The organism is Pseudomonas sp. AE27, assembly GCF_037113495.1.
GTDB classification, from domain to species: Bacteria; Pseudomonadota; Gammaproteobacteria; order Pseudomonadales; family Pseudomonadaceae; genus Aquipseudomonas; species Aquipseudomonas palmensis.
The window spans coordinates 4,069,258-4,082,500 of record NZ_CP146966.1 but is presented as its reverse complement, the minus strand read 5'-3'; the positions used below and the strand labels follow the sequence as shown (position 1 = coordinate 4,082,500).

At 62.9% G+C, this 13,243-nt stretch carries 3 protein-coding genes, 2 tRNA genes and 3 rRNA genes (1 of these 8 cut by a window edge); all 8 read left to right on the top strand.

What is annotated here, in order from left to right; genetic code table 11:
• A 16S ribosomal RNA gene (locus V9K84_RS18730) occupies window positions 1–161 on the top strand (it extends 1,376 nt beyond the left edge of the window).
• Between the two features lie 84 nt (window positions 162–245).
• A tRNA-Ile gene (locus tag V9K84_RS18725) sits at window positions 246–322 on the top strand.
• A 7-nt stretch (window positions 323–329) separates the two neighbouring features.
• Window positions 330–405: transfer RNA gene (locus V9K84_RS18720), tRNA-Ala, on the top strand.
• A 224-nt stretch (window positions 406–629) separates the two neighbouring features.
• Window positions 630–3,519: ribosomal RNA gene (locus V9K84_RS18715) — 23S ribosomal RNA — on the top strand.
• A gap of 138 nt (window positions 3,520–3,657) precedes the next feature.
• Window positions 3,658–3,773, top strand: a 5S ribosomal RNA gene (rrf, locus tag V9K84_RS18710).
• Together the 16S, 23S and 5S rRNA genes with 2 tRNA genes alongside form the textbook arrangement of a ribosomal RNA operon.
• Window positions 3,774–3,908: 135 nt before the next feature.
• Window positions 3,909–7,388 carry an exodeoxyribonuclease V subunit gamma gene (recC, locus tag V9K84_RS18705; protein WP_088513841.1) on the top strand — a complete coding sequence of 1,160 codons (3,480 nt, stop codon included), beginning with the start codon at window positions 3,909–3,911 and terminating at the stop codon, window positions 7,386–7,388.
• Window positions 7,385–11,068: an exodeoxyribonuclease V subunit beta gene (gene recB, locus V9K84_RS18700; RefSeq protein WP_088513840.1), complete on the top strand. Its 3,684-nt coding sequence runs from the start codon at window positions 7,385–7,387 to the stop codon at window positions 11,066–11,068. The genes recC and recB overlap by 4 nt, the downstream gene beginning before the upstream one ends.
• The gene (gene recD, locus V9K84_RS18695; RefSeq protein WP_088513839.1) at window positions 11,065–13,143 is read left to right on the top strand and encodes an exodeoxyribonuclease V subunit alpha; all 2,079 of its coding nucleotides are present in this window, start codon (window positions 11,065–11,067) and stop codon (window positions 13,141–13,143) included. The genes recB and recD overlap by 4 nt, the downstream gene beginning before the upstream one ends.
• Window positions 13,144–13,243: the final 100 nt, after the last annotated feature.

Genomic DNA, 13,243 nt, shown 5'->3' with positions numbered 1-13,243 from the left:
CCCGGGCCTTGTACACACCGCCCGTCACACCATGGGAGTGGGTTGCACCAGAAGTAGCTAGTCTAACCTTCGGGAGGACGGTTACCACGGTGTGATTCATGACTGGGGTGAAGTCGTAACAAGGTAGCCGTAGGGGAACCTGCGGCTGGATCACCTCCTTAATCGACGACATCAGCTGTCTCATAAGCTCCCACACGAATTGCTTGATTCATTGAAGAAGACGATTAGGTTAGCAACCTTCGATTGGGTCTGTAGCTCAGTTGGTTAGAGCGCACCCCTGATAAGGGTGAGGTCGGCAGTTCGAATCTGCCCAGACCCACCAATTTGCTGGGGCCATAGCTCAGCTGGGAGAGCGCCTGCCTTGCACGCAGGAGGTCAGCGGTTCGATCCCGCTTGGCTCCACCACCCCGCTTGCTAATTTGTCAAAGCTTAGAAATGAATATTCGCGTCGAATATTGATTTCTGAACTTTATCAGAATCGTTCTTTAAAAATTTGGGTATGTGATAGAAAGATAGACTGGACAGCACTTTCACTGGTGTGTGTTCAGGCTAAGGTAAAATTTGTGAGTAATTACAAGTTTTCGGCGAATGTTGTCTTCACAGTATAACCAGATTGCTTGGGGTTATATGGTCAAGTGAAGAAGCGCATACGGTGGATGCCTTGGCAGTCAGAGGCGATGAAAGACGTGGTAGCCTGCGATAAGCTTCGGGGAGTCGGCAAACAGACTTTGATCCGGAGATCTCTGAATGGGGGAACCCACCTGGCATAAGTCAGGTATCTTGTACTGAATACATAGGTGCAAGAGGCGAACCAGGGGAACTGAAACATCTAAGTACCCTGAGGAAAAGAAATCAACCGAGATTCCCTTAGTAGTGGCGAGCGAACGGGGACTAGCCCTTAAGTGGCTTTGAGATTAGCGGAACGCTCTGGAAAGTGCGGCCATAGTGGGTGATAGCCCTGTACGCGAAAATCTCTTAGTCATGAAATCGAGTAGGACGGAGCACGAGAAACTTTGTCTGAATATGGGGGGACCATCCTCCAAGGCTAAATACTACTGACTGACCGATAGTGAACCAGTACCGTGAGGGAAAGGCGAAAAGAACCCCGGAGAGGGGAGTGAAATAGATCCTGAAACCGTATGCGTACAAGCAGTGGGAGCCTACTTGTTAGGTGACTGCGTACCTTTTGTATAATGGGTCAGCGACTTATATTCAGTGGCGAGCTTAACCGAATAGGGGAGGCGTAGCGAAAGCGAGTCTTAATAGGGCGTTTAGTCGCTGGGTATAGACCCGAAACCGGGCGATCTATCCATGGGCAGGTTGAAGGTTAGGTAACACTGACTGGAGGACCGAACCGACTACCGTTGAAAAGTTAGCGGATGACCTGTGGATCGGAGTGAAAGGCTAATCAAGCTCGGAGATAGCTGGTTCTCCTCGAAAGCTATTTAGGTAGCGCCTCATGTATCACTGTAGGGGGTAGAGCACTGTTTCGGCTAGGGGGTCATCCCGACTTACCAAACCGATGCAAACTCCGAATACCTACAAGTGCCGAGCATGGGAGACACACGGCGGGTGCTAACGTCCGTCGTGAAAAGGGAAACAACCCAGACCGTCAGCTAAGGTCCCAAAGTTATGGTTAAGTGGGAAACGATGTGGGAAGGCTTAGACAGCTAGGAGGTTGGCTTAGAAGCAGCCACCCTTTAAAGAAAGCGTAATAGCTCACTAGTCGAGTCGGCCTGCGCGGAAGATGTAACGGGGCTCAAACCATACACCGAAGCTACGGGTATCACTTAGGTGATGCGGTAGAGGAGCGTTCTGTAAGCCTGTGAAGGTGAGTTGAGAAGCTTGCTGGAGGTATCAGAAGTGCGAATGCTGACATGAGTAACGACAATGGGAGTGAAAAACTCCCACGCCGAAAGACCAAGGTTTCCTGCGCAACGTTAATCGACGCAGGGTTAGTCGGTCCCTAAGGCGAGGCTGAAAAGCGTAGTCGATGGAAAACAGGTTAATATTCCTGTACTTCTGGTTATTGCGATGGAGGGACGGAGAAGGCTAGGCCAGCTTGGCGTTGGTTGTCCAAGTTTAAGGTGGTAGGCTGAGATCTTAGGTAAATCCGGGATCTTAAGGCCGAGAGCTGATGACGAGTTGCCATTAGGCGACGAAGTGGTTGATGCCATGCTTCCAAGAAAAGCTTCTAAGCTTCAGGTAACCAGGAACCGTACCCCAAACCGACACAGGTGGTTGGGTAGAGAATACCAAGGCGCTTGAGAGAACTCGGGTGAAGGAACTAGGCAAAATGGCACCGTAACTTCGGGAGAAGGTGCGCCGGTGAGGGTGAAGGACTTGCTCCGTAAGCTCATGCCGGTCGAAGATACCAGGCCGCTGCGACTGTTTATTAAAAACACAGCACTCTGCAAACACGAAAGTGGACGTATAGGGTGTGACGCCTGCCCGGTGCCGGAAGGTTAATTGATGGGGTTAGCTAACGCGAAGCTCTTGATCGAAGCCCCGGTAAACGGCGGCCGTAACTATAACGGTCCTAAGGTAGCGAAATTCCTTGTCGGGTAAGTTCCGACCTGCACGAATGGCGTAACGATGGCGGCGCTGTCTCCACCCGAGACTCAGTGAAATTGAAATCGCTGTGAAGATGCAGTGTATCCGCGGCTAGACGGAAAGACCCCGTGAACCTTTACTATAGCTTTGCACTGGACTTTGAATTTGCTTGTGTAGGATAGGTGGGAGGCTTTGAAGCGTGGACGCCAGTCTGCGTGGAGCCATCCTTGAAATACCACCCTGGCAACTTTGAGGTTCTAACTCAGGTCCGTTATCCGGATCGAGGACAGTGTATGGTGGGTAGTTTGACTGGGGCGGTCTCCTCCTAAAGAGTAACGGAGGAGTACGAAGGTGCGCTCAGACCGGTCGGAAATCGGTCGTAGAGTATAAAGGCAAAAGCGCGCTTGACTGCGAGACAGACACGTCGAGCAGGTACGAAAGTAGGTCTTAGTGATCCGGTGGTTCTGTATGGAAGGGCCATCGCTCAACGGATAAAAGGTACTCCGGGGATAACAGGCTGATACCGCCCAAGAGTTCATATCGACGGCGGTGTTTGGCACCTCGATGTCGGCTCATCACATCCTGGGGCTGAAGCCGGTCCCAAGGGTATGGCTGTTCGCCATTTAAAGTGGTACGCGAGCTGGGTTTAGAACGTCGTGAGACAGTTCGGTCCCTATCTGCCGTGGACGTTTGAGATTTGAGAGGGGCTGCTCCTAGTACGAGAGGACCGGAGTGGACGAACCTCTGGTGTTCCGGTTGTCACGCCAGTGGCATTGCCGGGTAGCTATGTTCGGAAGAGATAACCGCTGAAAGCATCTAAGCGGGAAACTTGCCTCAAGATGAGATCTCACTGGAGCCTTGAGCTCCCTGAAGGGCCGTCGAAGACTACGACGTTGATAGGTTGGGTGTGTAAGCGCTGTGAGGCGTTGAGCTAACCAATACTAATTGCCCGTGAGGCTTGACCATATAACACCCAAGCAATTTGCGTCGAACGACCAGATTGCGGTGTTGTGAAGACACAGTAAGCCGAAGATTTGTACCTCACAAACATCACATACCCGATTCGCTGGAGTGTCTGAACAAGACCTTCTGGCAACAGAATTTCTTGACGACCATAGAGCATTGGAACCACCTGATCCCATCCCGAACTCAGTAGTGAAACGATGCATCGCCGATGGTAGTGTGGGGTTTCCCCATGTGAGAGTAGGTCATCGTCAAGATTAAATTCCGAAACCCCTATCTGCATCTGCAGGTGGGGGTTTTGTCTTTGTGGGCCGAAAAGCTGCAGGCCCTCGGTCTGTACGCAGACCGTGATAAGGTTCCCCCCAAAATCCGCACAGCCCAAGGGATGCCCCATGCCGCATGCAAGCACGCTTCAACCGGGATTCATGGTCGTTCACGGCAACCACCTGGATGAACTGCGTGGCCTGGTGGTGAGCCTGATGCGGCGTTACCCGCTGGCACCCCTGGAAAACGAGATGGTGCTGGTGCAGAGCAACGGTATCGCCCAGTGGCTCAAGCTGGCCCTGGCCGAAGACCCGCAGGACGATGACCAGGGCGGTTGCGGCATCGCGGCCGCCATCGATGTGCAGTTGCCTGGTAGCTTCATGTGGCAGCTGTACCGCCGGGTACTTGGCCGCGAAGAGATTCCTGAAACCTCCCCGCTCGACAAGGCGCCCTTGACCTGGCGCCTGATGCGCCTGCTGCCGGAAGTGATCAATCAGCCGCATTTCGAGCCGTTGCAGCGCTTTCTTACCGATGACAGCGACCTGCGCAAGCGCTACCAGCTGGCCGAGCGCCTTGCCGACCTGTTCGACCAATACCAGGTGTACCGTGCCGATTGGCTGAAGGACTGGGCAGCCGGACGTCACGTGCTGAGCAACGCTCGTGGCGACTCCCGTGCGCTGGCCCCCGCCAACTGCTGGCAGGCAGAGCTGTGGCGTGCCTTGCTGCTGGATGTGGGGGAGGAAGGCATGGCCCAGAGCCGTGCCGGCGTGCACCAGCGTTTCGTCGAGCGCATCAATTCACTGGAACAAGCCCCCAAGGGCCTGCCATCGCGGGTCATCGTGTTCGGCATTTCTTCGTTGCCGGCCCAGGCCCTTGAAGCGCTGGCAGGCCTGGCACGTTTCAGCCAGGTGCTGCTATGCGTGCACAACCCCTGCCGTCACCACTGGGCCGATATCGTCGCCGACAAGGACCTGCTGCGCCATCAGTACAAGCGCCAGCAGCGCAAGCAAGGCATGCCCAGCCTGATCGACGCCGACACCCTGCACCAGCATGCCCATCCGCTGCTTGCGGCCTGGGGCAAGCAGGGCCGGGACTACATCAACCTGCTCGACAGCTACGATGACCCGGGCAGCTATCGCAATGTGTTCAGTGACGGGCGCATCGACCTGTTCACCGAAAACGGGCAGGCCACTCTGCTCAACCAGTTGCAGGACGACATTCTCGAACTGCGCCCATTGGTCGAGACCCGCGCCTTGTGGCCCGCCGTCGACCCGGCCAAGGACCGCTCGGTGCGTTTTCATGTGGCCCACAGCGCGCAGCGCGAGGTCGAGATCCTGCACGACCAGTTGCTCGCCCGCTTCAGCGCCGATCCCGGTCTGCGCCCGCGCGACGTGATCGTGATGCTGCCGGACATCAACACCTATGCGCCCCACATCCGCGCCGTGTTCGGCCAGCTTGGGCGCAACGACCCGCGCTACATTCCCTTCACCCTGACCGACCAGGGCCAGCGCGGCCGCGACCCGCTGCTGATTGCCCTGGAGCACCTGCTCAAGTTGCCGGACAGCCGCTTCCCGGTGAGCGAGATTCTCGATCTGCTGGATGTTCCCGCCCTGCGTGCCCGCTTCGCGATCAAGGAAAGCGACCTGCCCACGCTGCACCGCTGGATCGAAGGGGCCGGCGTGCGCTGGGGCCTCAATGCACAGCAGCGTGCCGGCCTGGGCCTGCCCGATGACCTCGAGCAGAACAGCTGGCGATTCGGCCTGCGCCGCATGCTGCTGGGCTATGCGGTGGGCACGGGCGACAGCTGCGACGACATCGAACCCTATGATGAAATCGGCGGCCTCGATGCTGCCCTGATCGGCCCGCTGGTGGCCCTGCTCGATGCGCTCGAGGTGGCCCATGCCGAGCTCTCGCAGCCGGCACCGGCGGCGCAATGGGGCACGCGCCTGCATGCCCTGCTGCAGGTGTTCTTCCTGGCCGAAACCGAACACGATGACTACCTGCTGGTGCAACTGCAGGGCCTGTGCGAAACCTGGCTGCAAACCTGCGAGTCGGTCGGGCTCGAGGACGCCTTGCCGTTGACGGTGGTGCGCGAAGCCTGGCTCGCCGGCCTGGACCAGGGGCGCTTGTCCCAGCGCTTTCTGGCCGGCTCGGTGAACTTCTGCACCCTGATGCCCATGCGTGCCATCCCCTTCAAGGTGGTGTGCCTGCTGGGCATGAACGATGGTGACTACCCGCGTGCGCAGCCGCCGCTGGACTTCGACCTGATGGGCAGCGACTACCGCCCCGGCGACCGCTCTCGACGCGAGGACGACCGTTACCTGCTGCTCGAAGCCTTGCTGTCGGCGCGTGAGCAGTTGTACGTCAGCTGGGTGGGCCGTAGCATTCGCGACAACAGCGAGCGGCCGGCGTCGGTGCTCATCGGCCAGTTGCGCGATCACCTCGCCGCCGGCTGGCGCAGCCCCAAGGCCAAGGCCGACGACCCAGTGGAGGGCGGTCTGCAACTGTTGCACGCCTTGACGCAGGAACACCCCCTGCAACCGTTCAGCGCCCGCTACTTCCACAAGCACAGCAACCTGTTCAGCTATGCCAGCGAATGGCGCGCCCTGCACCTGCCGCCAACGCAGCTGCCGACCGAGGCCGACCAACTGGAGCCTTTCGTGCCCGAAGAGCCCCTGAGCCTGACCTTGCTCCAGGACTTCATGCGCCACCCCGTTCGGCACTTCTTCAGCCAGCGCCTGAAGGTGTTCTTCGAAGCCGCCGAAGCCCCCCTGGCCGACGAAGAGCCCTTCGTGCTCGACGCCCTGCAGCGCTACAGCCTGAGCGAAAGCTTGCTGGGCGCAGCCCTGGCCGACCCCACCAACAGCACCGACGCCCTGCAGGCCCAGGCCCGTCGCCTGCAACGCAGCGGCATGCTGCCGCTGGCCGGCTTCGGTGAATGCCTGCAGGCCGAACTGATCGAGCCATTGCCCGACCTGCTGTTGCGACACGCTCAACTGCTCGGCCAATGGCCAACCCTGATCGACAGTGCGCTGCCGATCAGCTTCGAGTATCGCCAGCTGCGGCTCGAAGGCTGGCTGGGGCGGGTGTACCAACGTGACGACCAGGCGCTGCTGAGCATCACCACCTTGCCCAACGGCATCAGCAGCGGCAAATCACTCAAGTGGCACCGACTGGTGGCGACCTGGGTCATGCACCTGGCAGCGTGTGCCGTGGGGCACCGGTTGAGCAGCGCAGTGGTCGCCACCGACGTGACCCTGTTGCTCGACCCGCTGGAGCAACCGCGTGCCGCGGAACTGCTCGGCGACCTGCTGGTGGCCCGGCAGGCCGGCATGAATGCGCCGCTGCCGGTGGCGATCAAGACCGCCTTCAGCTGGCTCGGCCAGAGTGACCCTGAAAAAGCCCTGACGGCCGCAGCCAAGGCCTACGACGGCGACGGCCAGAACACCCGCGGCGAGCGCAGCGAAAGCACCGCACTGGCCCGGCAGTTCAGTGATTTCGCGGCGCTGACCGCGAGTGAAGAATTCGAGGGCTGGTGCGAGGCACTGTACCGGCCGATGTTCGAAGCCGCCTGGCAACGCCTGGGCAGTGAAGAGGCGCATCCATGACTGCCCACGCACACCAGCCGCCGCTGGCACTGACCTTCCCGCTGCACGGCAGCCAACTGATCGAAGCCAGTGCCGGTACCGGCAAGACCTTTACCATCTCGGCCTTGTATCTGCGCCTGGTGCTCGGCCATGGCGGCGAGCAGGGCTTCGGGCGCGAGCTGCTGCCGCCACAGATCCTGGTGGTGACCTTCACCGATGCGGCCACCAAAGAGCTGCGCGAGCGCATTCGCACCCGCCTGGCCGAAGCGGCGCGGTTCTTCCGTGGCGAACTGCCCGAAGCCGACCCCTTGCTGGTGCAACTGCGCGAGCACTACGCCCCGGACACCTGGCCCGCCTGCGCCAACCGCCTGGACGTTGCCGCGCAGTGGATGGACGAAGCCGCCGTCTCGACCATCCACAGCTGGTGCCAGCGGATGCTGCGCGAGCACGCGTTCGACAGCGGCAGCCTGTTCACCCAGACCCTGGAGACCGACCACAGCGAGCTGCTCGGCCAGGTCATGCGCGACTACTGGCGGCGCTTCTGCTACCCCATGCACGGCGAGGCCCTGGCCTGGGTGCGCAGCCACTGGAGCAGCCCCGAGGCATTGCTGCCCAGGGTGCGCGCGCTGTTCGGCCGCACGCGGAGCGAGGAAGACAGCGCCGACCCACAGGCGCTGATCGAAGCGGTGGTGCAACAACGTGCCGAACGGCTGCGCCAGCTCAAGGCGCCCTGGGCACAGTGGGCCCAGGAACTGCTGCAACTGTGCCATGCCGCACATGCCGCCAAGCAGGTGGACGGGCGCAAGATGCAGCCGCGCTATTTCGAACCCTGGTGCGAGAAGATCGCGGCCTGGGCCCAGGACGAGCAGGCGGTGGAGCTGGATATTGGCACCGGGTTCACCCGCTTCACCCCGCAAGGCATGGCCGAAGCCTGGAAGGGCGAGCCGCCCAGCCACCCGGCGCTGGATGCCATGCCCGGCCTGCGCCTGGAGCTGCAGGCGTTGCCGACCCCGGACGCCCGCCTGCTCGAACACGCCGCCAACTGGGTGTCGAAACGCTTCGAGCAGGAAAAGCGCCGCCGCGCCGAAATGGGCTTCGACGACATGCTGCTGCGTCTCGACTCGGCCTTGGGCGGGACGGCCGGCGAGCGCCTGGCCGGGCTGATCCGCGAACAGTTCCCGGTGGCCCTGATCGATGAATTCCAGGACACCGACCCGGTGCAGTACCGCATCTTCCAGCGTATCTATCGCATCGAGGAGGACGTGCGCGAAACCGGGCTGTTCATGATCGGCGACCCCAAGCAGGCCATCTATGCCTTCCGCGGCGCCGACATCTTCACCTACCTGGGCGCCCGACGCGCCACCCACGGACGGCTGCACAGCCTGGATACCAACTACCGCTCAAGCCAGCCGATGGTCGATGCGGTCAACCATGTATTCATGCGCGCCGAACAGCGCGAGGCCGGTCGCGGGGCGTTCCTGTTCCGCGACGGCGCCGACAACCCCGTCCCCTTCGTGGCGGTCAGGGCGCAGGGGCGCAAGGAGCACCTGCAGGTCGACGGGCAGCCCCTGGCAGCGCTCAACCTGTGGCACCTGGCAAGCGACGAGCCGCTGTCCGGCGCGGTCTATCGCCAACAGGTAGCCGCCAGCTGCGCCACCCAGATCGTCAGCCTGCTCAACGGCGGCCAACTGGGCACCAGTGGCTTTGTCCAGCCAGGCCAGGCGTTGCGTGGCTGTTTGCCATCGGACATTGCGATCCTGGTTCGCGACGGTCGCGAGGCCCAGCTGATCCGCGCCGAACTGGCCGCCCGCGACGTACGCAGCGTCTACCTGTCGGACAAGGACTCGGTGTTCGCCGCCCAGGAGGCACACGACCTGCTGGCGTGGCTCAAGGCCTGCGCCGAACCCGACAGCGAGCGCCTGCTCAAGGCGGCGCTGGCCAGCGTCACCCTCGACCTGCCGCTGACCCGGCTGGCCCAGCTCAACCAGGACGAGCGGGTGTGGGAACACTGGGTCATGAAGTTCCGCGACTATCGCCACCTCTGGCGCACCCAGGGCGTGCTGCCGATGCTGCGTCACCTGCTGCACGACTTCGACCTGCCCCAGGTACTGATGCGCCGCAGCGATGGCGAACGGGTGCTGACCAACCTGCTGCACCTGGCCGAGCTGCTGCAGCAGGCGGCCACCGAGCTGGACGGCGAGCAGGCGCTGATCCGCCACCTGAGCGAACACCTGGCCAGCTCCGGCCAGGCCGGTGAAGAACAGATCCTGCGCCTGGAAAGCGACGAGCAACTGGTCAAGGTGGTGACCATCCACAAATCCAAGGGGCTGGAATACCCGCTGGTGTTCCTGCCCTTCATCAGCACCGCCAAGCCGGTGGACGGCAAGCGCCTGCCCCTGGGCTGGCACGACGCCCAGGGCAATGCCCAGCTGACCCTGACCCCTGATGCCGAGCAGATCGCCCTGGCCGATGACGAGCGCCTGGCCGAAGACCTGCGTCTGCTCTACGTGGCCCTGACCCGTGCCCAGCACGCGTGCTGGCTGGGGGTGGCGGACCTCAAGCGCGGCACCGGCAAGGAGTCGCTGCTGCACCGCTGCGCGCTCGGCTACCTGCTGGGCGGCGGCGCTGTACTGCCGGCTTCCACCGCCCTTGAGGGCTGGCTGCAGGCATTGCAGGAAGGTTGCGCGACCATCCACAGCCAGGTATTGCCGGTTGCCGACACCCAGCGCTACCAGGCCCCGCGCAACACCGCCGAGCTGCTGCCGGCCCGCCAGCCGCGCCGCCGCGCCGCAGAGAACTGGTGGATCGCCTCCTACAGTGCACTGCGCATCGGCGAGGAGCTGCTCACCGCCGACAGCTCCCAGGCCCAGCAACTGCTCGATGACGAACCGGCCGATCCGCAGGCCCTGCGCGAGGTCGTGGCGACGGGCGGCGACATCCACCGCTTCCCGCGTGGCCCCAACCCCGGCACCTTCCTCCACGGGCTGCTCGAATGGGCCGGTCACGAAGGCTTCGGCCAGGTGATCGCGGCGCCCGAGCAACTGCACAAGACCGTGGCCCAGCGCTGCAACCGGCGCGACTGGACCGGCTGGATCAACACCCTCGGCAACTGGCTCGAACACCTGCTGAACGCACCGCTGCACCTGGCACCGGACAGTGCGCCGGTTGCCCTGGGCCAGTTGAGCCAGTACCAGATCGAGATGGAGTTCTGGTTCGCCAGCCATCAGGTCGACGTGCTGGCCCTCGACCGCCTGGTATGCACCCACACCCATGACGGCGCGGCCCGACCGGCCGCGCAGTCGGCGCTGCTCAATGGCATGTTCAAGGGCTTCATCGACCTGGCATTCGAGCACGACGGGCGCTACTACGTGGCCGACTACAAGTCCAACTGGCTGGGCACCGACGACCAGGCCTACAGCGAGCTGGCGATGGAGGGCGCGATCCTCGAGCATCGCTACGACCTGCAGTACGTGCTGTACCTGCTGGCCCTGCACCGTCAGCTGCGTGCCCGCCTGCCCGACTACGACTACGACCGGCATGTGGGCGGCGCGGTGTTCCTGTTCCTGCGTGGGGTGCACGCGGCCAGCCAGGGCTTGTACTTCATCAAGCCGCCGCGCGTGCTGATCGAGCGGCTCGATGCCCTGTTCAGCGGCGCAAGCGCACCGCAGCAACCTGATCTGTTTTCCGGAGACAGCGCATGAGCCGCACGTTCGACGACCTGTTGCCCACCCCTCTGGATGCCGGGCATCTGGCGGCCCTGGCGCCGTTGACGGTGGGCGCCGACCTGCTGGCGCTGCTCGATCGATGGGTCGAGCGCGGCTGGCTGCGAGCACTGGACCGCGCCTTCGTGGCTTTCCTCGGCGAACGCGACCCGCAGGCCGACCCGCTGGTGCTGTTGGCCGCCGCACTGGCCAGCCACCAGTTGGGGCACGGGCACGTGTGCCTGGACCTGGCCGAAACCCTGGCCGAGCCTGACTTTGCCCTGTCGTTGCCACCCGAGGGCGATGCCCTGGCCGGCCCCTTGCTGCTGCCTTCGCAACTGCTGGAGCGCCTCGATCTGGCCACCTGGTGCCAGCGCCTGCAAGGCAGCGCGCTGGTTGCCCTGGGCAGCAGTGAAGCGCAGGCCTCGCGCCCCCTGGTGTTGAGTGGGCAGCGCCTGTACCTGCGCCGCTACTGGGCCTATGAACGGCGCATCGACAGTGCCCTGCGCGAACGCCTGGAACAGGCCGAACCCACGCCCGCCGATTTGCGCGCCCGCTTGGATGCGCTGTTCGAAGGCTCGGCGCTGGCCGGTCAGGTCGACTGGCAGAAGCTCGCCTGCGCGCTGGCCACCCGCAGTGCGTTCAGCATCATCACCGGCGGCCCCGGCACCGGCAAGACCACCACCGTGGTGCGTCTGCTGGCCCTGTTGCAGGCCCCGGCCGTGGAGGTCGGGCGCCCATTGCGTATCCGCCTGGCCGCACCGACCGGCAAGGCAGCGGCGCGTCTTACCGAATCCATCGGCCAGCAGGTGGAGCGGCTGGCCGTCAGTGACGCCGTGCGCAGCAACATCCCCAGCGATGTCTCCACCGTGCACCGCCTGCTGGGCAGCCGCCCGGGCTCGCGGCATTTTCGTCATCATGCCGGCAACCCGTTGCCACTGGACGTGCTGGTGGTCGACGAGGCCTCGATGATCGACCTGGAAATGATGGCCAACCTGCTGGCGGCGATGCCGGGGCATGCGCGCCTGATTCTGCTCGGAGACAAGGACCAGCTGGCGTCGGTCGAGGCCGGTGCAGTGCTGGGCGACCTGTGCCGCGATGCCGAGGCCGGGCGCTACAGCGCTGCCACCCGCAGCTGGCTGGAGCAGGTCGGTGGCGAGTTGCTGGCCGGCAGCGGCCTGGTCGAGGGCGATGCCCAGCGCGACCCCTTGCCCCAGCAAGTGGTGATGTTGCGCCATTCGCGCCGCTTTGGTGAGGGCAGCGGTATCGGCCAGCTGGCGCGCCAGGTCAATGGCCAGCAGCCGGAGCAGGCCCGTGCGCTGCTCGAGCAAGGTCTTGCCGACGTGCACAGCCTGCGCCTGAGTGGCGAGCACGACCGCAAGCTCGACACCCTGCTGCTGCAGGGGCTGGGCCGCGGTGGCGACAGCCCGCAGGGCTATCGTGAGTACCTGCACCTGATTCGCCAGACCCGCCCGGCGCCGGATACCGCCGCTGACGATCCACGCTGGGAGGCGTGGGCACTGAAGGTGCTGCGCGCCTTCGAGCGCTTCCAGCTGCTGTGCGCGGTGCGCAAGGGCCCCTGGGGTGTCGAGGGCCTGAACCAGCGGGTCGGCAAGGTGCTGACGGCGGCCGGTCTGATCGATGGCGAACAGCCCTGGTACGAAGGCCGCCCGGTGCTGATGACGCGCAACGACTATGGTCTGGGCCTGATGAACGGCGATATCGGCATTGCCTTGCGCCTGCCGGACGCCCAGGCCTCCACACCGTTGCTGCGGGTGGCGTTTCCTCGGAACGATGGCCAGGGCGGCGTCAGATTCGTCCTGCCCAGCCGGTTAAGTGAGGTTGAAACCGTGTACGCCATGACGGTGCACAAGTCCCAGGGCTCGGAGTTCTCCCACACGGTTCTGGTGCTTCCCGACGCCTTGAACCCGGTGTTGACCAAGGAACTGATCTACACCGGCATCACCCGCGCCAAGGACTGCTTCAGCCTGATAGAGCCGCGCCAGGGCATTTTCGAGGAGGCGGTGCGGCGCAAGGTCAAGCGTATTTCCGGGCTGATGCTGGAACAGGTGTAAGGCGCCGGCGCAGGCGACGATTCGGCTGATCCGCCCTTGGAGGCGACCTCGCGGGAAAAGCAGGCGTTATGCTATCTTGCCCCCACGCAAGGCATGGTCT